At 64.0% G+C, this 24,402-nt stretch carries 21 protein-coding genes, 1 tRNA gene and 1 pseudogene; 5 read left to right on the top strand and 18 right to left on the bottom strand.

Annotated elements, in window-relative coordinates; genetic code table 11:
- Window positions 1-32 precede the first annotated feature (32 nt).
- From FEF27_RS10080 to FEF27_RS10065, 4 genes are all read right to left on the bottom strand, one after another.
- Window positions 33-1,190 (bottom strand): App1 family protein, encoded by a 1,158-nt coding sequence (locus tag FEF27_RS10080; RefSeq protein WP_138170730.1) that lies wholly within the window; start codon window positions 1,188-1,190, stop codon window positions 33-35.
- A 69-nt stretch (window positions 1,191-1,259) separates the two neighbouring features.
- On the bottom strand, window positions 1,260-2,699 hold the full coding sequence (locus FEF27_RS10075; RefSeq protein ID WP_166429990.1) for an MFS transporter: 1,440 nt from the start codon (window positions 2,697-2,699) through the stop codon (window positions 1,260-1,262).
- Between the two features lie 57 nt (window positions 2,700-2,756).
- Window positions 2,757-3,854, bottom strand: coding sequence for a VIT1/CCC1 transporter family protein (locus FEF27_RS10070; RefSeq protein WP_138170728.1), 1,098 nt, complete (start codon window positions 3,852-3,854; stop codon window positions 2,757-2,759).
- A gap of 109 nt (window positions 3,855-3,963) precedes the next feature.
- Window positions 3,964-4,839, bottom strand: coding sequence for an inositol monophosphatase family protein (locus tag FEF27_RS10065; RefSeq protein ID WP_138170727.1), 876 nt, complete (start codon window positions 4,837-4,839; stop codon window positions 3,964-3,966).
- Window positions 4,840-5,008: 169 nt separating this feature from the next.
- Between FEF27_RS10065 and FEF27_RS10060 the strand changes: the two genes are divergently transcribed.
- Entirely contained in the window at window positions 5,009-5,464 is a 456-nt protein-coding gene (locus FEF27_RS10060; RefSeq protein WP_208009788.1) for a pyridoxamine 5'-phosphate oxidase family protein, read from the top strand.
- A gap of 187 nt (window positions 5,465-5,651) precedes the next feature.
- Here FEF27_RS10060 and sucD read toward each other — a convergent pair.
- The 3 genes and pseudogenes from sucD to pcrA all read right to left on the bottom strand — a co-directional run.
- Window positions 5,652-6,557 (bottom strand): annotated as a pseudogene (sucD, locus tag FEF27_RS10055) (succinate--CoA ligase subunit alpha); the annotation flags it as partial.
- 17 nt (window positions 6,558-6,574) lie between these two features.
- A complete protein-coding gene (gene sucC, locus FEF27_RS10050; protein ID WP_138170724.1) occupies window positions 6,575-7,738 on the bottom strand; it encodes an ADP-forming succinate--CoA ligase subunit beta in 1,164 nt (387 codons plus the stop codon).
- A gap of 63 nt (window positions 7,739-7,801) precedes the next feature.
- Window positions 7,802-10,267, bottom strand: coding sequence for a DNA helicase PcrA (gene pcrA / locus FEF27_RS10045; protein WP_138170723.1), 2,466 nt, complete (start codon window positions 10,265-10,267; stop codon window positions 7,802-7,804).
- A 168-nt stretch (window positions 10,268-10,435) separates the two neighbouring features.
- Here pcrA and FEF27_RS10040 point away from each other — a divergent pair, with 168 nt between their 5' ends.
- The 3 genes from FEF27_RS10040 to FEF27_RS10030 all read left to right on the top strand — a co-directional run bounded on the left by FEF27_RS10040 (window position 10,436) and on the right by FEF27_RS10030 (window position 12,423).
- Window positions 10,436-11,653: an MFS transporter gene (locus FEF27_RS10040; RefSeq protein ID WP_166429989.1), complete on the top strand. Its 1,218-nt coding sequence runs from the start codon at window positions 10,436-10,438 to the stop codon at window positions 11,651-11,653.
- A gap of 30 nt (window positions 11,654-11,683) precedes the next feature.
- The gene (locus FEF27_RS10035; RefSeq protein WP_138170721.1) at window positions 11,684-12,313 is read left to right on the top strand and encodes a hypothetical protein; all 630 of its coding nucleotides are present in this window, start codon (window positions 11,684-11,686) and stop codon (window positions 12,311-12,313) included.
- 37 nt (window positions 12,314-12,350) lie between these two features.
- Window positions 12,351-12,423: transfer RNA gene (locus FEF27_RS10030), tRNA-Arg, on the top strand.
- A gap of 25 nt (window positions 12,424-12,448) precedes the next feature.
- Here the strand turns inward: FEF27_RS10030 and FEF27_RS10025 are convergent.
- From FEF27_RS10025 to FEF27_RS10010, 4 genes are all read right to left on the bottom strand, one after another.
- Window positions 12,449-13,054, bottom strand: a complete 606-nt coding sequence (locus FEF27_RS10025) for a DUF305 domain-containing protein (protein WP_138170720.1) — start codon at window positions 13,052-13,054, stop codon at window positions 12,449-12,451.
- Between the two features lie 128 nt (window positions 13,055-13,182).
- Complete coding sequence (locus FEF27_RS10020) at window positions 13,183-14,289, bottom strand: DUF418 domain-containing protein (RefSeq protein ID WP_138170719.1); 1,107 nt, start codon at window positions 14,287-14,289, stop codon at window positions 13,183-13,185.
- Between the two features lie 118 nt (window positions 14,290-14,407).
- Window positions 14,408-15,562 (bottom strand): sensor histidine kinase, encoded by a 1,155-nt coding sequence (locus FEF27_RS10015; RefSeq protein WP_138170718.1) that lies wholly within the window; start codon window positions 15,560-15,562, stop codon window positions 14,408-14,410.
- Entirely contained in the window at window positions 15,559-16,260 is a 702-nt protein-coding gene (locus FEF27_RS10010) for a response regulator transcription factor (protein WP_208009783.1), read from the bottom strand. The genes FEF27_RS10015 and FEF27_RS10010 overlap by 4 nt, the downstream gene beginning before the upstream one ends.
- A gap of 162 nt (window positions 16,261-16,422) precedes the next feature.
- Here FEF27_RS10010 and FEF27_RS10005 point away from each other — a divergent pair, with 162 nt between their 5' ends.
- Window positions 16,423-18,573, top strand: coding sequence for an MMPL family transporter (locus FEF27_RS10005; RefSeq protein ID WP_208009781.1), 2,151 nt, complete (start codon window positions 16,423-16,425; stop codon window positions 18,571-18,573).
- 2 nt (window positions 18,574-18,575) lie between these two features.
- Here FEF27_RS10005 and FEF27_RS10000 read toward each other — a convergent pair whose 3' ends face one another.
- The 7 genes from FEF27_RS10000 to idi all read right to left on the bottom strand — a co-directional run bounded on the left by FEF27_RS10000 (window position 18,576) and on the right by idi (window position 24,354).
- On the bottom strand, window positions 18,576-19,766 hold the full coding sequence (locus FEF27_RS10000) for a ferrochelatase (RefSeq protein ID WP_138170717.1): 1,191 nt from the start codon (window positions 19,764-19,766) through the stop codon (window positions 18,576-18,578).
- A gap of 65 nt (window positions 19,767-19,831) precedes the next feature.
- Window positions 19,832-20,689, bottom strand: coding sequence for a prenyltransferase (locus tag FEF27_RS09995; protein ID WP_138170716.1), 858 nt, complete (start codon window positions 20,687-20,689; stop codon window positions 19,832-19,834).
- Window positions 20,679-21,017 (bottom strand): lycopene cyclase domain-containing protein, encoded by a 339-nt coding sequence (locus tag FEF27_RS09990; protein WP_138170715.1) that lies wholly within the window; start codon window positions 21,015-21,017, stop codon window positions 20,679-20,681. Before FEF27_RS09990 ends, FEF27_RS09995 begins: the two co-directional genes overlap by 11 nt.
- Window positions 21,014-21,352, bottom strand: a complete 339-nt coding sequence (locus FEF27_RS09985) for a lycopene cyclase domain-containing protein (protein WP_138170714.1) — start codon at window positions 21,350-21,352, stop codon at window positions 21,014-21,016. Before FEF27_RS09985 ends, FEF27_RS09990 begins: the two co-directional genes overlap by 4 nt.
- The gene (crtI, locus tag FEF27_RS09980) at window positions 21,342-22,904 is read right to left on the bottom strand and encodes a phytoene desaturase family protein (RefSeq protein ID WP_138170713.1); all 1,563 of its coding nucleotides are present in this window, start codon (window positions 22,902-22,904) and stop codon (window positions 21,342-21,344) included. The genes FEF27_RS09985 and crtI overlap by 11 nt, the downstream gene beginning before the upstream one ends.
- A complete protein-coding gene (locus FEF27_RS09975; RefSeq protein WP_166429988.1) occupies window positions 22,901-23,791 on the bottom strand; it encodes a phytoene/squalene synthase family protein in 891 nt (296 codons plus the stop codon). Before FEF27_RS09975 ends, crtI begins: the two co-directional genes overlap by 4 nt.
- Entirely contained in the window at window positions 23,791-24,354 is a 564-nt protein-coding gene (idi, locus tag FEF27_RS09970) for an isopentenyl-diphosphate Delta-isomerase (protein WP_138170712.1), read from the bottom strand. The genes FEF27_RS09975 and idi overlap by 1 nt, the downstream gene beginning before the upstream one ends.
- Between the last annotated feature and the right edge of the window lie 48 nt (window positions 24,355-24,402).

Raw genomic sequence — 24,402 nt, 5'->3', positions numbered from 1 at the left:
AGCTGCCGCGCCCGGGCCCCTCGCGAGGCCTGTTAGAGCCATCCGTGAGCTGCCAGCGACGTCGCGATGTCCTTCCCATCGGGGCCGTAGATCCAGGGGATCTCATGGTCACCGACCCGCTGAATCCCCGGCAGGTGATTACCTTCGCCAGAGACACCCATCAGCTGCTCATCATCGGGATGTTCGGCTCGACCACCGGCCAGCACCGCCTCCGAGTAGGTCAGCTCACGGATGATGACCGCCCGCACTGATCCCGGGTGCCGGCGGGCAAAGTCTGCGTAGATCATCGGATCGTGCTGGCCGTCGTCACCGATGAGGAGCCACTTCACCTGCGGGAACTCGGCGGCCAGACGGTCCAGCTGCTCCACTTTGTGCTGCTTGCCCGAGCGGAACCAGCGGTCGTGGGTGGGACCCCAGTCGGTCAGCAGCAGGGGCCCGTGCGGGTACAGGTTTCGGGTCAGGAAGCGGGTTAGCGTCTGAGCCACATTCCAGGCGCCAGTCGAAACGTAGATCACCGGCGACCCAGGATTCCTGTTCAGCAGCCTTTCCATCATCACTGCCATTCCCGGAGTCGGCGTCCGGGCGTGCTCGTCCAGGACAAACGAGTTCCACGCCGCCAAGAACGGCCGGGGCAGCTTGGTCACCACCACAGTATCGTCAATGTCGCAGATCACCCCAGAGGTCACCTCGTCGCCAACAATGTGTACCTCCGCCTTGGTCTGCTGAGCCCCGGAGGCCTCCAGCGTGACCTCATGCCATCCCGGCGACAGCTCAGCCCCGGCGGGCAGCTCAAGCACCTGATCCAGGATTCCCCCACGGTCCGCCACCAGACGGAACGTGTGTCCCTCGACCCGGGCGGTCACCTGGGCAAACGGCACAGGGGCGGAGACAAAGTTGCGCCAGCCGCGCACCCCGTCGGCAATCACCTTCGCCACCCTGCGGCCGCCTTCAAAATCGTTCTCCGGCGCCATCACGATGCGTGAGAAGACCCGGACCCAACGCGGCGACCCGTAGCCGGCCAGTGACAGCACTGTCACGTTCTGTCCCCGCTGACGCGCATGATTGAGCCGGAACTGGTGCCAGCGGTCCTCAATTTTCATGGCGCGGTTCCGGGCAGAGTGCGAGTAGTGTTCCCGCACCGCTGCCAAGTCCTGCCGGATCTCGGTGGGCCGGGGCTTTTCAGTCCTCATTGCGTCCCATACTAATCAACCCTGGGGCACAGCCTGCCACCTCGGCGTCGCGGCGTCGTGCCCGGGTGCTCAGATGGTGGTCCGCAGCTCAGTCTCCCGGATCAGCAGATTCGTGATCAGCGCTGGCAGAGTCAGGAAGGCACCCACCAGAAACATCGTCCCCGTGGCCTCGGCATAGGTGGGTGACGGGCTGGCGCCATTGACTTCAGCCACGGAGACACCTGCCACCTGCAGTGCCATCACGGAGCCCAGAATGGAGGTTCCGGCCGCGCCACCGAAGACCCGGAAGAAGGCGATCAGCGCACTGGCCTGCCCCACCCTGGTGACCGAAACCGTATTCTGCACAATCAGCATCAGGTTCTGCATCTGAGCACCAAATCCCAGCCCGACGACGAGCAGGTAACACAGGACCACGGTGTAGGGGGTGGCCGCACCCACGGTGGACAGGGCGAACATTCCGGAGCTCATGACGAATGAGCCGGTGACGATGTAGACCTTCCAGCGGCCATACCGGGTGATGAGCCGACCGGTGACCAGCGCGCCGATGAGGTTGCCCAACACCAGCGGCAGAACCATCAGCCCAGACTCGGTGGGCGTCAGGCCCCTGCCGATCTGAAAGTACTGTCCCAGAAACGCTGGCATACCGAACAGGCACACCGCGATCGACGCCGAGGAGATCGAGGCCAGGAACGTGGTGCGGTCGATGAGCATGCGCAGCTGAATGATGGGGTGATGCACCTTGGCCTCCACCAGTACAAAGGCTGCCAACAGCACCAGCGCCGACCCCAGCCAGAGGGCGGACTGCCAGGAGAGCCAGTCGAAGAACTCGGGGGTGCCGGCAAAGGACAGCCAAGTGAGTACCAGCCCCGAGGTGACGACCAGCAGCAGGGCACCCAGATAGTCAATCCGCCCCGGAGTCCGCAGCACCGGCACACGCAGTGTGGTGGCAACCATGATGAGCGCGAAGACAGAGAGTGGAACCCCCACGAAGAAACACCACCGCCAGCCCAGGGTGTCGACGGTAACCCCGCCGATCAGCGGCCCCAGGGCTGTCGCCGTGGCCAGGCAGGCGCCGATGTATCCGGCGTACTTTCCGCGTTCACGCGGTGAGACCACCGACGCCATGATGGCCATAGCCAACGCTGCCAGTCCGCCCAGCCCGACGCCCTGCAGGAAACGTGCGGCGATGAGCGTCTCCATATTGGGGGCGAAACCCGCCCCCAGGGAGGAGAGGAAGAAGATCACGTTCGCCACTTGAAACAGGGTCTTCTTGCTCATCATGTCAGCGAGCTTGCCCCACACCGGGGTCGACGACGCGTTGGCCAGCAGGGTGGCCGTGACCACCCAGGAGTACTGGATCTGGGTGCCGCCAAGCTCCCGAGAGATCACCGGCAGCGCCGTGACCACCACGTTCATCGAGACCATCGCGGCGAAGAACACCGCCAGGATACCGGCAATCGCCCACCTGAGATCGCGTCGAGTCATGCCCTCCGGCAGGGTGGCGTGCACAGCACGAGAACGCGATTTTAGTTGCATTTGCGAACTAGATTACGGTGTGTCGGCTGGCTATGCAACACTCACGCCGAGCAGGGCCCCCAACAAGTAGGTGATCAGGGCAGCACCGATCCCGATAGCCAACTGACGTACCGCCCGTTTCAGCGGAGATGCTCCGGAGAGCAGACCCACGGTGGCGCCGGTGCACAGCAGCGCAATGCTGACCAGTGCAGTGGAGAGTCCCACCGCCCACCACCCGGCAGCTCCGAAGAGGTAGGGCAGCACTGGTATCAGCGCGCCGACGGCGAAGAATCCGAAGCTGGACCCTGCGGCCGTCCATGCAGAACCCACAGCCCGGTGCTCGTCGACCTCCTGCTCCGGATTGTGTGATCGTTCTGGTCGACAATCACAGTCGAACAGCCCCATCCGCTCCAGGGCGCGGTGCTCGGCGTCCTCGATGCTCATTCCCCGGGCGCGGTAGACCAAGACCAGCTCGTTGTGGTCGAAATCCAGATCAGGTGCGGCGCGGACCGTCGCCTGGGTGGGCCGAGTGGAGTCGAGCAGCTCACGCTGACTGCGCACTGAGATGAACTCCCCGGCTGCCATGGACAGGGCACCTGCAATGAGGCCTGCAATGCCGGTCAGCAGCACGACTGTGGCCCCCACCCCTGCGCCGCCCATTCCCATAATCAGAGCAAAATTGGAGACTAAGCCGTCGTTGGCACCGAACACGGCTGCCCGGAAACCGCCGGAAAGCTTCTCTCGGCCGCGCACCGCCAGGGCGCGCACCACTTCTTCATGGACTTCCTCATCGGCAGCCATGCGGCGGGTCGCATCCTCATCGCGGGTGTAGGGAGACTCACCCTCCGCTCGCTGGGCGAGGGCCAGGACGAACACCGAGCCGAACAGCCGAGCGAACCAGCCGAGCATCACCCGGTGAACGGATGGCGCAGGCAGATTCTCAGCGTGTTCACCCAGCAGCTCCCGCCAGTGGGCTTGGTGCCGGCGCTCCGCGGCCGCCAGACCCAACAGAATCTGCCGCACCTCACCGGACTTTCGATCGGCCAGCTGCTCATAGAGCCGGGCCTCAGCGATCTCGTCGGCAAGATATTTTCTCCAACGTCGAATCTGTCGTGGCTGCGGACCACCACCGTCGGCTGCTGTGTTCACATCCCTATACTGCCGTCTCCAGCGGCGTCACGTGATGCGGGGAGCTGGTGTGACAAATCTTCAGCACGCCTAAGCGTTTGCCCTGCCTAAACCGCCTGTCTGCCGAGCCTCAGGCACCGTGGCGGACGAACCGAGCCACCACCTCTTCTGCGGTCGGTGCCTGCACCCCTGGCCCCAGGCCCAGATAACCGGGGGCCAGGTGAAGGTCGTGCGTCTCGGTCCCGTCCCAGGATCGGCCGTCGCGGGTCCCGTGGGGCAGGAATTTGCCGCCGGCTCGGCGGAGAATGAGCTGGCCAGCGGCAATATCCCAGGGGCTGGTGCGGCAGTTAATCACGACGTCGGACCATCCAGCGGCCAAGTGGCACAGTTCCAGGGCTCCCGAGACGATGCGCCGCACGGTCGCGAAGGTGGTCACCAGAGTGCCAAACGCTTCCAGCGCTTCGTTCCCGTATCTTTCGACCCCCCACGCCCCCGGGAAATTGGTCAGCACCGACAGGCTCTGCTCGGTGGCCCCCGCCTTTGAGGTGGGGTTGAGCACGTGGTCAGGACCGTCATCGATCGCGAGGTAGGCGGCGGCGTCGTCGGCTGAGAACAGCGTTCGGCTGATGGGGTCATACACCACGCCAGCCAGGACCTGGTCGTCCACCGCAGCTGCGATCGAGACGCTGAACATGGCGAAACCGTGGGCGAAGTTGGAGGTGCCGTCGATCGGGTCGATGATCCACTCCACGCGGCCGTGCCCGTGTGCTCCGCCCTCTTCTCCGGTGAAGCGGGAGTCCGGCACGGCGTCGCGGAGCAGATCGATCAGGGTGTCCTCGGTCTGCCGGTCCCACACCGTCACCAGATCGTGGGCGGAGGTCTTGAGTTCCACCTCCATCTGTGAGCGAAAAGCGGTGCGGAGCGGGTCCCCGGCGGTGCGGGCTGCCGTGACGGCGATGTCGCGTAGTTCACCGGCATTGGGCAGGACGGCAGGTCGGTGGGTCATAGTCCTACTGTAGACAGAGTGCCCCGGGAGAGCGGAACCACACGGAGACGTGAATAGCACGTGTGTGGGCCGCGCGCCGGCCGGCGAGCACTTCCCTGCAGGTGGCCGATCAGTAAACTGGAGATGCTGGGCACTGCAGCCCACCCCTGTGGCGAAGGAGTATTCCGTGATGTTTGACCACCCCGAGAATCATCCAGTCTTGAAACTGACTGAGGACCAGTGCTGGCAGCTGCTGGAGGGCACCCAACACGGCCGCCTGGTCGGCGTCGTGGGCGGGCGGCCGGATATTTTCCCGATCAATATTGCCACCCACGAGGGCAGTGTCTTCTTCCGCACCGCCCCCGGCACCAAATTGGCAGAAATCGCGGTCAATGACCAGGTCCTCATTGAGGCCGATGGCATTCTGTCCGATCAGGGCTGGTCTGTGGTGGTGCGGGGCTCGGCGCGCATGCTGGAGAGGTCACAGGAGATTGCTGCGGCGGAGGAACTGGGTCTGCGGCCCTGGGTGCCGGGCTTGAAGGAGCATTTCGTCAAAGTGACCCCGAGTGAGATCAGCGGACGGCACTTTCAGTTCGAGGCCTACCGCGACCGGGCCCTGGGCGAGGGCTCCGAGGCCGGGGGGTGACTGAGCCTCCTGCGGCTGCTGGTTAACCAGCAGCGCGCCGCCACCCTGGTGGGGTGACGGCGCGCCTGCGCGGCGGATGCTACCGCTTCAAGGTGCTCTTGACCTTGTCCACGAGCGCTCCAGCCTTCTCTCTGACCGTCGCGGTGCCCGCAGTCACCGGTGCGGACTCTGCGGAGGGGCCACCTTTGTAGATCTCACGCAGCAGCTGCGCAGTCTCGGATGGAGTCTTTCCGACTTTGACTCCGGCAGCCTCCAGGGCTTCTTTCTTCGCTTCAGCCGTGCCGGAAGAGCCGGAGACGATTGCGCCGGCGTGGCCCATCGTCTTGCCCTCCGGCGCGGTGAACCCTGCCACGTAGCCGACGACCGGCTTGCTGACATGAGCTTTGATGTACTCAGCCGCCCGTTCCTCAGCGTCGCCGCCGATCTCCCCGATCATCACGATGGCCTCAGTGTCCGGGTCAGCCTCGAAGGCTTCCAATGCGTCGATGTGCGTGGTGCCGATCACTGGATCACCGCCGATGCCGATGGAGGTGGAGAAGCCGATGTCACGGAGTTCGTACATCATCTGGTAGGTCAGTGTGCCGGACTTGGAGACCAAGCCGATGGGACCCTTATTGGTGATGTTTGCCGGTGTGATGCCGGCCAAGGATTCGCCCGGGGTGATGATGCCAGGGCAGTTCGGGCCGATGATCCGGGTCGTCGGCTTGCCGTCCGGACCAGTCTTGGTCAGCGAGAGGTTGAAGAACTCGGCAGAGTCCTGCACCGGGATGCCCTCCGTGATGACCACCAGCAGACCGATTCCGGCCTCGATGGCCTCCACAGCGGCATCTTTGGCGAACTTCGGCGGCACGAAGACCACCGACACGTCAGCGCCGGTCTTCTCCATGGCCTCGGCGACCGAGCCGAAGACGGGGAGGTCGACGTCCTGGCCGGCCTGGTCCTTGTGCGAGACCGTGGTGCCGGCCTTGCGAGCGTTGACTCCGCCGACAATGTTGGTGCCTGCTTTGAGCATCAGTGCGGTGTGTTTGGTGCCCTCGCCGCCGGTGATGCCCTGGACGATGACTTTGGAGTCTTTGTTCAGGTAAATAGACATGTGTGCGCCTTCAGTCCTTACTTGTTAGCCAGCTCGGCGGCTTTGTCAGCGCCGCCGTCCATCGTGTCAGCGGTGATCACCAGCGGGTGGTTGGCCTCTTTGAGGATTCGGCGGCCTTCATCCACGTTGTTGCCGTCCAAGCGGACCACCAGCGGTTTGGTGGCGGTGTCGCCGAGTATCTCGAGTGCTTTGACAATGCCTGTCGCGACCGCGTCACAGGCGGTGATCCCACCGAAGACGTTGACGAACACTGACTTGACCTGGTCATCGCCGAGGATGACGTCGAGCCCGTTGGCCATCACCTCAGCCGAGGCGCCACCGCCGATGTCCAGGAAGTTCGCCGGGGTGACTCCATTGTGGGCTTCGCCGGCGTAGGCCACCACATCCAGAGTGGACATCACCAGACCGGCGCCATTGCCGATGATCCCGACCGAACCGTCGAGTTTCACGTAGTTGAGGTCGTGGGCCTTGGCCTTGGCCTCCAGGGGGTCCTCTGCGGACTGGTCCACCAGGTCCGCGTGACCGGGCTGACGGAAGGCTGCGTTCTCGTCGATCGTGACTTTGCCATCCAGGGCAATGATGGCACCGTCGCCGGTCTTCACCAGCGGGTTGACCTCCACCAGGGTCGCGTCCTCAGCGGAGAAGGCTTCCCACAGCTTCTGGAAGGCCTCCACCAGCGCCGGCACCTCCTCAGCGGAGAAGCCGGCTTGCTGAGCGATCTCCGCTGCGGCATCAGCGTCGATGCCGGTGTTGGGGTCGAAGTTGTACCGCACCAGCTTCTCCGGGGAGTCCACGGCGAGCTGCTCGATCTCCACGCCGCCTTCTTTGGAGCACATGGCGAGGTAGTTGCGCTCGGCCCGGTCCAGCAGGATGGAGAAGTAGTACTCCTCGGCGATGTCCGCGCCCTGGGCGATCATCACTCGGTGCACGGTGTGCCCCTTGATATCCATGCCCAGGATCGCTTGCGCGTGCTCGTAGGCTTCCTCAGGGGTCTTGGCGAGTTTCACGCCGCCGGCTTTGCCGCGGCCGCCCACCTTCACCTGGGCTTTGATGACAACGACGCCGCCGATCTTCTCTGCTGCTGCCTTTGCTTCTTCTGGGGTTTGCGCCACGATCCCGGCGAGCACAGGTACTCCATGTGCCTCAAACAGGTCGCGCGCCTGGTACTCATACAGGTCCACGTGTGGTGTCCTTCTGCCTCGAAGTCAACTTCACTTATCGAGTGCCGCCAGGACGGATGCGCCCTAGCTGACTTTCTCAACTGGAGCATATCGCAGGAGAAGTCGCTTCTCTGATCCGGCGAAGCTCACCTTGGCCACCGATTTGTCCCCTGAGCCCTCCACGGAGAGCACTTCACCGCGGCCAAATTTTGCGTGCTGCACCTGGTCCCCTGGGCTCAGGGAGGGGATCTCTCTTTCCGGGTTGACCTGTGACCGGGGGGTGCGCACCGCAGGAGGGCTGAATGTCACCTCACCTGGGCTGCGGCCGGTCAGTGCAGGCTCTGTGCCCCAGCTGTCCTGCACAGAACGTCCGAGGCCTGCGGATCCGCGGCGGGAGGCACCGGAGGGCGACCACGTAGAGGCCGAGGAGCCGCTGTTTTCGACCAGATCTTCGGGCAGATCGGCGAGGAATTGGCTGGGCGGATTGTGCTGTGTCTGGCCCCACAGGCTGCGCGATTCGGCGCGGCTGAGATACAGCCGCTGCTCGGCGCGAGTCAGTCCGACATACGCCAACCTGCGCTCTTCTGACATCTGCTCCGAATCCCCCATGGAGCGTTGGTGCGGGAAGACGCCGTGCTCCATACCTGTGAGAAAGACCACTGGAAATTCGAGGCCTTTCGCCGTGTGGAGGGTCATCAGCGTCACCTGACCCTGCTCGGCGGCCAGCCGCTGGGACTCCGGATCGGCGGCATCGGGAATGGCATCAGCATCAGCGATCAGGCTGACCTGCTCCAGGAAGTCCTCCAGGGTCGGCGCCTCCTGTGTGGCCTCATACTCCTTCAGGACTGCGACCAGCTCGCCCAAGTTGTCGGCCCGGGACTCATCCTGCAGGTCCTTCGACTCACGCAGAGCCGCCATCATCCCGGACTGCTCCAGTGCGGCCTCCAGCACCACGGAGGGCTTCTCGGTGGAAGCCAGGGAGGCGACGTCGTCCATAATCCGCACAAATGAGCCGATACTTTTCACCGCCCGTGCACCTAAGGCGGTCTCCTCCGCACGGCGCAGAGCCTCGAAGAAGGTGGTGCGGTCCCGAGCCGCGAGCGCAGCGACGGCGGCTTCCGCCTTGTCTCCGATGCCCCGTTTGGGCTCATTGAGGATCCTGCGGAGGTTGACGTCGTCGTCAGGGTTATTGATGACACGCAGATAGGCCAGTGCGTCTTTGATCTCTTTGCGGTCGTAGAAGCGGGTGCCGCCGATGACTCGGTAGGGGATCCCCCGGTTGATCAGCCGCTCCTCCAAGGACCGCGACTGCGCGTTGGTGCGGTAAAAGACTGCCACGTCTGAGGGGCGGATGCCGTGATCGTCGCCGAGCTGGTCGATGGTGCGGGCGACCCATTCGGCCTCGTCGGCCTCGGAGTAGGCGGTGTGCACGGTGACCTTGGTGCCAGCGCCGTTGGCTGTCCAGAGCTGCTTGTCCACCCGGGCGGGGTTCTGGCTGATGACCGCGTTGGCGGCCGAGAGGATGTTCTGGGTAGACCGGTAGTTCTGTTCAAGTTTGATCGTGGCAGCTGCCGGATAGTCACGTTCAAATTCCACGATATTGCGGATATCGGCGCCGCGGAAGGCGTAGATGGACTGATCGGAGTCCCCCACCACAGTGAGCTCAGCCGGCGGGGTGTCCACCTCTGCCTCAGGACCGGTCAGCAGCCGGATGAGCCGGTACTGTGCGTGGTTGGTGTCCTGGTATTCATCGACCAGCACGTGCCGGAACCGGCGGCGATAGTTGTCCAGCACCGCGGGGAAGGCCTCCAACATGTAGACCGTCTCACAGAGCAGATCGTCGAAATCGTACGCATTGGCCGCACGCAGCCGCTGCGTGTACTCCCGGTAGACAGTGACGACCGCTTCGCTGAACGGCTCATTGGGCGCCTTGGCGCTGAACTCCTCCGCGTCAATCAGCTCATTCTTCAGCGCCGAGATCTTATTGCGCAGAGCACGCGGGTTGAACCGCTTGGGATCCAGCTGGTGCTCCTTGCTGATCTGGGTGACCAAGCGCAGCGCATCGGCAGCATCGTAGATGGTGAACGTGGACTTCCGGCCGATAGTGGCGGCCTCGGCTCGGAGGATGCGCACGCAGGACGAATGGAAAGTAGAGATCCACATCCGTTCCGCTGTGGGACCTATGAGCTCCGCCACCCGCTCCTTCATCTCCCGGGCAGCCTTATTGGTGAAGGTGATGGCCAGAATCTCGTGCGGCCGCGCCTGACCGGTCTGGATGAGGTGCGCAATCCGCCGGGTGAGCACCCGCGTCTTGCCCGATCCGGCCCCGGCGACGATCAGCAGCGGCGCCCCGGTGTGCAGTACGGCTTCCTGCTGCTGCGGGTTCAGTCCCGCTGTCGCATCGGACGGGGAGTAGAGGTGGCGCTGCTGCGGCGGCGCAGACTCCACCTGGTCCCACGACTGCTGGCCGCCCAGGGCCGACTGGGGCACTCGGGGCTCTGGGGGCGTCGTCGCAGATCTCTCAGAAGGGGGCGTAAAGAGGAATTCCATATCCCTCCCAGTCTACGCGGGCGGCAGCAGGGCACTCCGGCGCACCGGGTGATGGGTCTGTAGGATATCCAGTCATGTGCCGCTTCGGCGGCCCTGAGTTTAAGGCGTAGCAACCCTAAGAAGCAGAGTCGGCATGTAGGCATGCCGCCATCAGGCCGAAAGGTGCATGTGAACTCTTCGTCTGCACCAGGGGACGCTGCGAAATTCCGCCGCCTGGTCTGGGCATTGGCGTGCAGTGTGGGGGTCAGCTTTGGGGCGATCCTCTACGGCACCTCAGTGCTGATCACTTCTGGCGCGGCTGGTGCTGAGTTCTCGCTGGGGCTGCTTTCGGCTGGCTTTTCGGGCTCGGTGCTGACTGGGGCCGCTGTGGCGGTGCCGGTGGGACGTTACGCCGATCGGCACGGCATCCGCAGCATTGTGGCTCTCGGCGGAAGCCTCGTTTGTCTGGGATTCCTGGGTTTCGCCGCCAGCACAGCTCCATGGCAGGTGCTGTGCGCGTGGTGGCTGCTCATCGGCCCAGGAAGCGCCATGGTGCTGTTCGAACCGGCCTTCGTGGCTCTCCAGCAGTGGTTTGGCCGCGAGCGCCGCAATCGCGCAGCTGGAACGCTCACCGTGCTGACCGGTCTTGCGGGGCCAATCTTCATCCCCGCCACCACTTACGCCACGGATCTCCTCGGTTGGCGCATCACGGCCGCGCTGCTGGGGCTCAGCGTGCTGTTGACTGCCTCGCTGACTGTTGGATGGGCGTTACGAGGCGCGCCTGCGCCTCCAGGTGCCGCAGCGGGCGCAACCGTGGATCCATCGTCTCCTTCGCGGCGGGTGCGCGACAAGGGTGTTCCTCGAGGTTTCATCCCCCTGAGCATCGCGGCGGCCCTGACCATGGCAGTACTGGAAGCTTTCAATGTGCACCGCATCGCCCGGTTTGAAGCCTCAGGCTTTGACCCCGCAGTGGTGGGGTGGTGGGCAGCCGCGGTGGGGCTGTTGAGTCTCCCGGCCCGGTTTCTTCTGCCGGTGCTGGCCAACCGGTTCGATGCAGCCAAGCTCTACATCACGCTGACGGTGCTGATCATGCCAGCAGTCTGGCTGGCGGTTCGAGGCACCGCGACCTGGGAGATGCATGGGCACTTCATCATCTTCGGTCTGCTTTTCGGAGCGTTCATCCCACTGCGCGCGGTGATCATGAGCGACTGGTACTCAGGTGCCCGTTTTGGCGCGCTGATGGGATTGCAGGCTGTGGCCATCGCCTTGGGACGGGCCGCAGGGCCCGCAGTGGTGGGGTGGTTGGCGGAGACGCCAGTCGGCTACTCCGGTGCGGTGGCGCTGTTAAGCGCCCTGCTGGTGGTGACCGTGCTCTTGGTGGTGACGGCCATGGTCCGGCGAGGCTGAGCAGGCTGCCGATTCTGGGAGGATGGAGCTATGTCGAAGCGGCGGAAGAAGAATCGTGGCAACCCGCAGTTCAGCAGCGGCGCTGTCGAGCCGCGCTCGGCAGGGCGCCGGCCCCCCTCCCCGCAGCAAAATGCGGGCTCACCACGGATTCTGGTCTACGCCCTGTTGGGCATCACGCTCTTTCTGGGGCTGTATCTGCACGCCTATGCGATGCCGCAGCTGACCTACTTCGCTGATGGGTTGTCCATGCCCGGGGCGAGGATCACCGGCTACGACGCTGCCGACATAGCTGCTTTACAGGCTGCCCTGGAAAGGGATGCTGAGGGGCAGCTGAACTTCCTCCACAAGACGGCCGGGATGATGTTCCCAGTCACGGTGGTGCTCGCAACGTGGGGAACCGTGGGACTGCTGGCCCGCGGGCGGTGGCGGTGGGTCGCCGTGGCTGCTGCAGCCGTCTTTGCCGCTGTTGACATCACGGAGAATTTCCTCATCGACAACCTCTTATCTCAGGTGCCGGTCGAGGCGAGCACGGTGGCGGTCAGCTCAACGATGACTATCCTCAGCTGGGCGCTGCTGGGCATTGTGAGCGCCGTGGTGGTCACGGTGGTGGTGCGGGATTTCATCCTCACCGGCAGGCAACCACGCCGGAAGCCCGCATAGCGGCTACCATGGACGGGTGCCGCATCCGGCACGCTAGGCCTCAGTAGCTCAGGGGATAGAGCACCACTCTCCTAAAGTGGGTGTCGCAGGTTCGAATCCTGCCTGGGGCACAACAAAACACCTAGTCAGAGGCGTTTAGTCAGACTTGAGCATTTCTTCCATCTGCTCGATCTCTGCCGTCTGGTCCGCAATGACGTCCTCAGACAGCTCCAGGGCTTCCGGGTGGTGACCATGCTGCAGATGGTCCTCCGCCATGGTCACAGCCCCTTCATGGTGAGCAATCATCTGCTCCAGGAAGAGCTGTGAGGCCGCTTCTCCGCCGGAGCTCTCCAGCTCCTCGAGATCCTCATCACTCATCATGCCGTGGTGCGCATCAGATGCGTCGCCGTGCCCTCCGTGTTCGGCGTCCGCGGCATGGCCCCAGGATTCCATCCAGCTTTCCATCTGGTCGATTTCCGGCTGCTGAGCCTGCCGAATATCGTGGGCCAAAGCAGCGACATCCGGTGCGACGTCGTCCTTGTTCAGTAGGATGTCTGACATCTCCACAGCCTGTTCATGGTGGGCGATCATCCCCGAGACATACTCAATATCAGCGTCGTTGAACTCCTCATCGGTGGTATCGGCCGTGGGTGCGGACTCGGCACCCGTATCCGGGGCCTCCTGGTCTGCTTCACCGCAGGAGACCAGCGCCAATGTGCCGGTGAGTATTCCGATCAGAGCTGCAGATGCGGGGGACTTCATGGGCGCGCTCCTTCAGGGTCGGGGAGAGTTTTCCCCTTCAGTTAACCGGTCACTGATCGGATGGTCACGCTGAATCAGACGCCTTGAGCAAATCTTCATCAAACCCTGCGCAGCACTTGAGGGACAGCTCAGGATTTGTTGCGGCCCTGGGTGTCCGGTCGCAGCCGCGGGACGCTGAGCAGCAGCTCGAAAGGTCCCCGTGGGAACACCAGCAGCCACAGCACGGCGAAAAGGATCAATGCTGCGCCCAAGACCGCAGTGGTGGTCACCCCACCGAGCAGTGTCTCCGGCCCGGGCCGGACCAGCAGTGCGATAACGACCAAGTGCAGCACATAGGCGGTGAAGGCAAGCCGACCCAAGTCGGCCAGAGGTTTGGTGGCCAACCGGGTCCAGTCACCAACTTTGAGGCACACCCCCAGCACGAATACTGCGGCCCCGGTGCTTCCCAGCATCCACAGCGGCATTTCCGAATGCGCCACATCACTGACCAGCCGCTGCCACCCAGTGTGGCCGGTGGGTTCACCGAACACGGAGATCAGCAGAAACGAGACCGCGCGGGTGGCAACAGCGGTCACCCCTCCCCAGAGGACCATGCGGGTGGAGACTCTTGAGTCGGTGAGATTCTGGCGCCCGAGCCACATGCCGAACAGGAACGGGGCTGCCCACACCACCGCAGGGTAGGGCCCGGTCAGCAGTGTGCCGGTGAGGATCTCCCCGGGCATGGACGCTGCGGTGACAGGTTCTCGGTCAAACGCTTTGTCGGTGTGCTCTTGCATCAGGATCCACAGCACCGGCCCAAGACTGACGCTGACTCCGGCCAAGAGCAGCAGGAGACGGCCGCGGGCACGGGCCAGGGGCAGACCCAGAAGAAAGAGCGCGGCGTAGGTGGTCAGTATGACGCGCAGCCCATGGTCGAGTTCTTGGAGCAGCAGCCCCACCGCCAAGAGAAGTGTCGCTCGCCAGAGCACCTTTCCCCATGGGGTGCCCATGCCGCCGTGCCAGCTGCGGCGGGTCAGCAGTGCGAAGCTGATTCCGCCCAACAAGACGAACAGCAGCGAAGCCCGCCCGTGGGGGGCGCGGTAGAGAATCTCCGCGAGGGAATCTCCGCCACGGGGTCCCACATTGACAGCAACCATGCCCAGGATGGCCAGGCCGCGGGCGGCATCCAGTGCAGAGATGCGATCCCAGCGCGGCGCCGGCCGCCGCGGGGAGCGGGACCCAGCATCAGGTGACAATCTCCGGCTCCCCCAGTGCAATCAGTAGGCCGTACAACAGGTGACAATCTGCGCGACCATCTAGGATATCCAACAAATCGCGGTCCGTCTGCGGAACGCGGGACTCTTGACGGAATCTTCACACGGCCGACCAGGGGTTCGCCACCCCAATGCGCTCCTCAGCTCGAGGAAGTTCAATTCTGAAAGTGGCACCCTGACCGCGCCCCCGGCTGTGAACTGCCACGTGCCCGCCGTGCGCCTCGGTGATCGATTTCACGATCGTCAGCCCGATGCCGGAGCCGCCTTGGGCCCGGTCGCGCGCCGCATCCACGCGGTAGAAGCGTTCAAAGATGTGCGGAAGGTGTTCCTGTGCGATCCCGTGCCCGGTGTCCTCGACCGTGATGAGCACAGTCTGAGCAGTCGCTGCAGCGCTGAGGGTGACGCTGTCGCCGTCGTCAGTGTGCCGCAACGCGTTGTCCAAGAGGTTGGTCAGGACCTGTGAGAGCCGGTCCCGGTCTCCGGTGACCGCTGCGTCTGCTGGGGGCAGGTCCACCACCAGGCGCACCCCCTGTGCGGCGTAGAGACTGCGAGCCTGCGACTCTGCCGTCTGAAGGAGCTCCCTGACCGGTATGTGCTCGCTCTGCATTCTCAGCTGATGCTCCTCGGCGAGGCTGACAAGCGAGATGTCCTCTGCCAGGCGTCGCAGCCTGTCGGTCTGCTCACGCAGCATGCTCAAGGTCTCGGCATCGGCCTCAGCCACGCCATCGAGCATGCCTTCCAGATAACCGTCGACGGTCGCCAACGGCGTGCGCATTTCATGGGCAAGGTCTGACAGCAGGCGCTGGCGCGTCTGCTCCGTTTCTGCAAGCTTGACAGCCATACCGTTGAACGCAGCTGCCATTTCAGACATTTCGGTACCCATACCGTCTCGAGGTACACGCGCGGCATAGTCGCCGCCAGCGACCCGTGTGGCAGCGCTGCGGACTTTGTCCAGCGTCACCACAATGCGGCGGGCCAGGGCAAGACTGACAATAATAGAGGCCAAGGAAGCTGCACAGAGCGCCAGTAGCAGCGACAGTCTCCAGGTGTGATCGAAGGCTTCCTCAGCATGGGTCATCACCTCAGGATCCTGCTGCGGAGTCTCGACCATAAGCATGTGTTCATGGAAGATAGCCGGGCCGGTCAGCAGCGCCACCACCCAGGCGGTAAGTGCGCCCACTCCCAAGATCAGCATTGCACCGAAGAAAAGTCGGACTCCCAGCCGCGTGCGCACCGGCGTCCTGGCCGAATTCATCCCCCACGCTCCAACTTGTAACCCACCCCGCGCACCGTCCTGATGAAGCGCGGACTCCCCGGGTCGTCGCCGAGCTTTTTTCGCAGATTGCCCACATGGACGTCCACCAGGTGTTCGTCCCCCACCCATTGTTCACCCCAAATGCGATGAATCAGGTCACGGCGGGAGTGCACCGCAGCAGGCTCAGCGATCAGTGTCGCCAGGAGCTCAAATTCGGTACGGGTCAGCTCGATCTGTCGATCTCCCACGTACACCTCCCGGGCCAGCGAATCGACTCTGAGCTCCCCTGAGGCCCAGCGCTCGGGTTGCGCCTTCTGCTGCCTGGGCCTGCGCAGCATCGCCTTGACCCGCAGCACCAACTCCCGCGGACTGAAAGGCTTGGTGACATAGTCGTCGGCGCCAACCGACAGGCCAATCAGTCGATCGACTTCATCGGCGCGGGCGGTGAGCATAATGATGTAGCAGTCGGAAAAGGTACGCAGTTGTCGGCACACTTCAACCCCGTCCAACCCCGGAAGCCCCAGGTCCAGCACCACCACGGCCGGGGAGCAGGTCCGAGCCAAGTCGACAGCCTCGCCACCTTCGCCAGTGGCCTGGACCCTATACCCTTCACGCCTGAGATAGCCGCCGACCAGGCGCACCAAGGGCGCCTCATCCTCGACAAGCAGAACAAGAGGGGATCCAGAGTCGGCGACCATCCTCCGATGGTAGGACACCGGTGCCGGGCCACCACAGTGGGGAATCTGGATCGCATCAGTGCGCCGGGTCTTCCGGGCAGGTGAAGACGCCAGCCGCCTCCCAGGTGGCCCCCTCCTCCAGTCCGTACAATAACCGCGACACTGGTCCACGAGAGGCAAGAATTGAACACTTCACACCATGGCGGCAAGGTTCTGCGTGGGGCCCGCGTCATCCTGCCAGTGGTGGCGGTGGCGCTGTGGCTGATCATCACTGCAGTCGGTGGCCAAACTTTCGGCAAGGTCTCGGACGTCATCTCCAATGACCAGACCACGTTCCTGCCCGCTGATGCCGAGTCCACTCTCGCGCTGGAGGTGAGTCAGGAGTTCTCCGACGACGACGCCATCCCCGCAACAGTGGTTGCCGAGCCCACCTCAGGGCAGATCAGTGACCAGGACCTCTCCGCGCTGCAGTCGGCCTCAGCTGACTTTGCCGCGCTCGGCGGGACCGTTCAAGTGCTGCCACCGCGGGTCGCCGAGGACAGGGCGGCTGCACAGATTCTGGTGCTCATCGAGGAGCGGGCGGTGGAGGAAGGCGCAGTGGACCACCTGCGTGACGCCGTTCAGGAGCAGCTTCCGTCCAGTGACTGGACCGCGCACGTGACAGGTCCGGCGGCGCTCTCTGACGACTTTGCCGAGGCGTTCGCCGGTATTGACGGCATTCTCTTAGTGGTCGCGGTGGTCACCGTCTTCACGATACTGGTGCTGGTCTACCGATCCGTGATGCTGCCATTCCTGGTGCTGCTCTCTTCGGTCGCGGCGCTGTGCGCAGCGATCGTGGTCATCTATCAGATGGCACAGTTGGGCTGGATTCAGCTCAATGGACAAGCCCAGGGGATCTTGTCGATCCTGGTGATCGGGGCTGCCACGGACTACTCCCTCCTGCTGGTGGCGAGGTACAGGGAGGAGTTGATGCAGCGGGAGGACCGGTTCTCCGCACTGTGGCAGGCATGGCGGCGTTCCTTGGGGGCGATTGTCGCCTCCGGCGGAACCGTAGCGGTAGGCCTCCTCAGCCTGCTTTTCTCCGATTTGAACTCCAACCGTGCACTGGGGCCGGTGGCCAGCGCAGGCATCGTGTTTGCCATGATCGCGACACTGACCTTTCTTCCCGCCCTGCTGGCCCTGCTCGGCCGGCCGGTGTTCTGGCCGAAGACTCCGCGGGCCACGGCTGCGGCGGTAGCACCAGCCAGGCGTGAACTCCGCCAGCAGCGTCAGCGGACCCGCCTGTGGACGGCTGCGGCATCAGCGGTGCGCCGCCGGCCCCGCACCATCTGGATCGTCGTCACCCTCGTACTGCTGGGCGGGTCCGCCGGAGTGCTGGATCTCAGAGCTGAAGGAGTCCCACAATCGGAGCTGGTGCTGGGAGAGACAGACGCCAAGTCTGGTCAGCAGATGCTGGAGCGTCATTTTGACGCTGGCACAGGTGCGCCCACCAATGTGTATGCCCCGGCAGACGAGGCCGAAGAAGCCATCAGCATCATCGACTCCGTCGAAGGGGTCGGGGAGGCCTACTTGGTCTCAGGTGACGGGTCCCCGGCGTCGTCACCTGCGGAGGCTGCTGAGGCCGCAGGCTACGTGGAGATCTCCGTCACGCTGACCGACCCCGGCGATTCCCTCGCTGCGGAGCACACCGTCCGCGATCTGCGCCAGGGGCTGGATGGGCTCCAGGGCCAGGCGCTGACCGGCGGCACCACAGCGACCCAGTTGGACACCAACGCCACCGCCCAAGACGACCTGCGCACCATCATCCCGATCGTCCTGGCGGTCATTCTGGTCTTCTTGGTGGTGTTGCTGCGGGCGTTGGTGGCCCCCGTGCTGCTGCTGGTCACCACGGTCCTGTCCTATCTGGCTGCGCTGGGGATCTCAGCGCTGGTGTTCAACTACCTCTTCGACTTTCCCGGTGCAGACCCCGCGGTGCCACTGTTCGGATTCGTGTTCCTCACGGCACTAGGGGTGGATTACAGCATCTTCCTCACCACCCGCGCCCGGGAGGAGACCCCCCGCCGGGGAGCGCCTGACGGGCTGCTGCACTCATTAGTCGTCACCGGTGGGGTGATCACCAGCGCCGGAGTGGTGCTGGCCGCGACCTTCGCTGCCCTGGCGGTGCTGCCTCTGATGTTCATGGTTCAGCTGGCATTCCTGGTTTCCCTCGGTGTCCTGATAGACACTCTGGTCGTCCGCACCTTGCTCATTCCTGCGCTCGGGGTGGACCTGGGCCCACGCTTCTGGTGGCCTTCCCGGCTGGGGAGGCAGCGTACAACCGCGACGGTCGCTTGAACTTAGGGCGCCACGCCGGCAGCAGCGGGGCGGAAGCCCAGACGCACATTCTCACAGCAGCCGGGTCGACAGACATCGAACCACGGTCCCAGCTGGGTCACATGAGGACGGTCCTGAGGTGGAACAGCCGCCATCCGCTCCTGCACCAGGTCGACCACGCTGCTGACAAATGCCTGATGGACTCCTGGGGTCGGTGTGCGCACTGCCTTGAGTCCTGCATCAGCTGCCGCCTCTAGCGCCTCATTGTCGAGGTCCCACAGCACCTCCATGTGGTCACTGAGGAATCCCAGCGGCACCACTGCCACGGCCTTGACTCCCTCCGCCGGGAGTTCGGCAATCCGATCACAGACATCCGGTTCCAACCACGGCTGGCTCGGAGGACCTGAGCGCGACTGATACACCAGCTCCCATTGAGTCTGCGGGGTGGCGGTACCGGTTTCGGTCAGCTGATCCATGATCTGGGCGCCGACCGCCTTGTGCTGCGCGGCGTAGGCGCCTCCTTCACCAAGTTCTAGCTCTTGGGGGCCTGACCGCTCAGCGTCAGCAGTGGGGATGCTGTGGGTAGCGAACAGAATGCGGATCTGCTCCGGGGCGTACCCGTCGGACGCAAAGTCCTGAAGAGCCGTGGCCACCCCTTCGGCGAACGGTTGCACAAATCCGGGAACATCAAAGAACTGGCGGATCTTGTCAATGCGCACCACGCCTTCCAGGCCCGTCTCCTTCAGCGCCCGGGCAAAGTCCTCCCGGTACTGACGGCAGCTGGAATAGGAGCTGTATGCGCTGGTAGCGAAGGCCAGCAGCCTGGTGTGCCCATTGGCTGCGGCGTCCTTCACGGCGTCTTCCAGATATGGGTCCCAATTGCGATTGCCCCAGTAGACCGGGTGATCCATGCCGCGTCGGCGCAGCTCCTCCACCAAGGCCTGGCGCAGTTGCCGGTTGTGCTCGTTGATGGGGCTGACTCCGCCGAAGTGACGGTAATGGGTCGCTACCTCCTCCAGGCGCTCATCCGGAATGCCGCGGCCCCGGGTGACATTGCGCAGGAAAGGGATGACATCCTCCTGGCCCTCGGGGCCGCCGAAACCAGCCAGCAAGATGGCGTCGTACTCCTGGGGCCGGGACACGTGCGGGGCGCCATCTGCCGACGCCTCGGTGGCGTGCGGGACAGTTGAGCCCTCGTGTGTTTTCTCCGTCATGCTCAGGTTCCTTTCTGTGTGGGAGAAGTTCAATCAGCAGCAGATCCGTCCAGCGGACCGCCGCGTTATGCAGAGCCGAATATGAAAATCAGAAACATGGTCAGCGCGGCCCCCACCGCATAGTTGATCCACAAGAAGTGGCGCCAACCCTCGTGCGCTTGGCCGGCCTGGTCGTCGGTGAGATGACGGTGCGGCACCGCCGCCGCAATATAGGGCAACACCAACAGCCCCGCCACGGCAGCGGGCCACCCCAGACCGAACACGAGCAGACCCGCCGCTGCCCACAGGGCTAACACGGTACGGACGGTATTCCGAGCACCCAGGGCCGTAGCGATGGACGCGATGCCCGCCGCGCGATCTGGCCCGATGTCCTGCACCGCCCCAAAAGCGTGGCTGGCCATACCCCAAAGCAGGAAAGCGCCCAGGAGGCTCAGCGTCGCGCCCTCAATGTCAGCCCCGGCGAGCACCAGGCCATACACCGCAGGGCTGACGAAGTGCACACTAGAGGTCAGCGAATCCACTCCTGGGATCTCTTTGAACCGCAGCGGAGGCGCTGAATACGCCACCACGGCGAAGAGGCTGCACCCCAGAGCGATCCAGGACGGCCAGGTGCCCAGCAGCACCAGCGCCACGACAAACGGCACGCAGACCACTGCTGAGGCCAACAGCACCGTCCGATGCCGGCTCGGGGCAAGGAGGGCGCCCTCGGCCCCGCCCTTGCGGGGGTTGGCGGCGTCTGAGGCGTAGTCGAAGACGTCGTTGATGCCATACATCGCCAAGTTGTATGGGATGAGGAAGAAGAGCGTACCGATAATCAGCTCAGCCCCGACCTCGCCGGTGCTCAGCAAGTACGCCACCGCGAAGGGATATGCCGTGTTGATCCAACTCAGCGGCCGCGAGGAGCGAATGAGGTCACTGAGCATGGGACCTCCTTCGGCTTTGTACCCGGGCGAAGAGCACCCACAGCGAAGGCAGCAGCACCACTGCAGCAATCGAGTAGCTGAAGTCCTCAATCGGCGCCACACCTAAGCGAAGACCTGAAATACGCTCTTCGGAGTAGTCGACGAGCCCGACCCCGATAATGACATTGTCGAATATGGCGGTCAGCAGCAAGAGCACCGCGGCCGCGGCGGCGACGGCGCGCCAGGAGAAGTCGGCGCTGTGACTGCTGCGCGCATGAACCAAGCGGGCCCAGATTGCCACCAGTGCCGCGACGGCGAGGAACCCAGACGAGAGCGCCAGATAGGTCACGCCTGGACCCCCTTCATCAGTAGCCGTTGGGACCCCAGTACCAGGACCATGGTGATGTGGCAGAGGAACAGCAGAAAGACCAGCTCCTCTATGGGGAGCTCCGGAGCCAGCATGATCCCGGTCATGTACGGTCCGGTTCCCTGAAAGAAAATGCCCAGCCCAATACCGGCAAGGTCCCACAGCAGGAAAAAAACGGTGCCGAGGACTATCACCATGCTCGCCCGAAGTGGTTCCCGAAAGATGAAGACACGGTGCCTGAAGTCGATGAGCAATATGCAGGCTGCAGAGGTCAGCAGCGCCCCCAGGTACAGCAGGTTCGTCGGCTCAACCGGCATGTACGGCCTCCACCGGGCCGGTGGTGGTCTCCCTGCGCACGGACTTCAGCACCAGCTCAGCGCTGATCAGACACATCGGCACTCCAATCCCGGGCATGGTGGTGGCACCAGCATAGAAGAGTCCTGCGACTTTCGGAGACGCAATGGGCCCTCGCAGGAACGCGCTCTGCCGCAAGGTGTGCGCGGGCCCCAGGGCTCCCCCCTGCCAGGCACCGAAGTCACGAGCGAAGTCCTGCGGCCCCAGGCTGCGTCGGACCACCACACGTTCAGCAAGGTCCGGTATCTGTGCCCACTGGGCGATCTGTTCGATGGATTCGTCGACCACGCGCTCAACAGCCTCATCACCCTGCCCTCCGATGCCACCGGCCCCGAGCGAGGTGTCGGCGCGCAGCGGCACCAATACGAAGAGATTCTCATGGCCTGGGGGCGCCACCTCGTCCGTGGCGCTTGGCCGGCAGACATAGATGGATCGTGGCGGCCCTTCGGGGGGCCTCTTGCCGGCGATCTCGTCGAATCCACGCTGCCAATCCTGAGTGAACAGCAGCGTGTGATGGGCCAGCTGGGGGGTTGAGCCCTGAATCCCCAGAAGAGCCAGCACTGCGCTCGGGCCGGGATCTCTGCGCTTCCAGGCCCGAGGTGACCGCGTCCTATCCCTGGGTGTCAGCAGCTGGGTTTCTGTCACGTGCATGTCAGCGCTGGAGACCACGAGGTCGGCCGGGAGGAACTGCCTCCTGGCGCCTGACTCGGAGAAATGCACGCCGGTGGCGCGGCCTCGAGAGGTCGCAATGTGTTCAGCGGTGGCCCCGGTCCGGATCCTCACGCCCTGCTGCTGGGCCATGCGAGTGACCGCCTGGACGACCGCGCTGAACCCGCCCTTGGGGTACAGAACGCCTTGAGAAATGTCCAGGTGACTCATCAAGTGATAGAGACTCGGTGCCGCCGAGGGTGAGGTTCCCAGAAAGACCGCCGGGTAGCCAAGAATCTTCTGCAGGCGCTGGTCGCTGGTGTGGCCGGCGATGAACCTATCCAGTGGCTGCGTCAACAGCCGCAGCAGCCTCGGCAGACGTGTGATCAACGCCGGGTCCAGAAACGCTCTCCAGTGATCGTAGGTGGAGTAGAGCAGTCTTTGCGTGGCCAAGTCATACGCCTCAGCCGCCGAGGACAGGTAGTCCTTGAGAGAGTCCGCTGAGATGCCAAGAGACATCAGGGCGCGCTCGCTGTGCTGGGCGGGAAGGTCGAACGGCTTCGAATCGCCTTCGAAGAGTACGCGGTAGGCGGGGTCCAGAGGTTGCAGGTCGAGTTCGTGTGCCGCGGACGTGCCGAAAAGTTCGAAGAAGTGTTCAAAGACATCCGGCATCAGGTACCAGGACGGTCCGGTTTCGAATCGAAAACCTTGACAACCCCACTCCGCGGCTCGGCCCCCGAGCTCGCTTCTGGCTTCCAGCAGTGTCACCTGCATCCCTTCGCGGGCCAGCAGCGCCGCGGTGGCCAGTCCGGCGAAGCCTCCACCGATGACGACGGCTTTCTTTTCCGAGGCCGGTTGCCGGATCATGATCCTCGTTCCGGTGAATGGGTGATCAGCGTCTCAGCGAGGATTCGTGCTTTCACGTGGCTGGGAACTGACACCCGGGTGTGAACCGGCGCGGCGGCGTCCACGCGGCGCAAACGCTTGTTCAGCTCCGCAAACAGCGCGGTCGCCAGTGCCGTGGCCCGACGCGCTCCAGCAGGCAGCAGTGGTAGGGCACGGCGGGCCTCAGCGAGATCGGCCTCAATGTCGGCGATAATTTCTGACTTTCTGTGCTCACCGAGCACTCCGGGGGACGTTCCGGGGAAGTAGGTGCGGCCAAGCTGCTGCGAGTCTTCGGCGAAGTCACGCAGGAAGTTGATCTTTTGAAACGCCGCTCCCAAGCGAGCCGCGCCAGCTTCCAGCCGCAGCAGGTGTTCGGCTGAGACCGGGTAGTCCTGCAGAAATACCCGAAGGCACATCAGCCCTACCACCTCAGCCGAACCGTGGACATATGTCCTGTACTGCTCTTCGCTGAGCTGGACCACCGGCTCCAGGTCACGGCGCATGGAACGGAAGAAGGCGTGTACCAGCTCGGTGCCGATGCCGGCCGCACGGCCGGTCAGCGCAAAGGAGTGAACGACGAGGTTCGTGCTGAACCCGCGGTCCAAGGCCCCAAGCGTCTCCCGTTCCAGCGCGTCCAGCACTTCGCGGCGCAGGGCGGCATCGAGGCCGGCCTCTTCCGCGGTACCGTCCACAATCTCATCTGCGATGCGTACCAGCGCATAGACGTTGCAGATGCCGGCGCGTGTGGGCGGAGGTAACAGACGGGTCGCGAGACCGAACGAGGTCGAGTACTCACGGATCACGCAGGAGGCGGCCCGCTCGGCGGTGCGCGAATACAGGCCCAAGTGGCTCAGCAGGGGCACACTCATCAGTGACCCCGGGGGCGGACAGCGGCGTCTCCACGACTCTGATAGTGGGCCATCTGCTGGGCCTGGCTGACCAACCATGGAGAAAAGGCCCACGGGGCGGCCTCGATAGCGGCCGCGAGATTCGCTGGTGCCACCCACCTCAGTTCACACACTTCGGCAGGGTCGGGATCAGTTGGGCTGAGTGACACAGCGGAAAACACAGGACAGATTTCATTCTCAACGACCCCGGAGGCATCGGTAGCCTGGTACCGGAAGTCAGGAAGCTCGAGGGAGACCTCACCGACCTGCATACCCAGCTCGTGCCGTGCGTGCCGGTGCACGGCTTCCTCAAGGGACTCCGAAGGTTGGGGGTGGCCGCAGAAGGAATTGGTCCAGACGCCAGGCCAGGTACGCTTATTCAACGCCCTGCGTGTCACGAGCACCTCGCCTGCGGCGTTCAGCACATGACAGGAGAACCCCAGGTGCAACGGCGTGTGGGGGGAGTGAACTCGGTCTTTGCGTTCTGTACCACATGGTTGGCCCTGCTGATCGAGCAGCACCACGTGAGCCGCCGAGCTCTCCATATCTCAGCTCCTTTATAGTTAACCTAGCTAGCAACAAGCTCATCTAAT

The organism is Nesterenkonia sphaerica, assembly GCF_005771565.1.
GTDB classification, from domain to species: Bacteria; Actinomycetota; Actinomycetes; order Actinomycetales; family Micrococcaceae; genus Nesterenkonia; species Nesterenkonia sphaerica.
The sequence above is the reverse complement of the archived record's forward strand: the minus strand, read 5'-3'. Positions and strand labels throughout refer to the sequence as shown.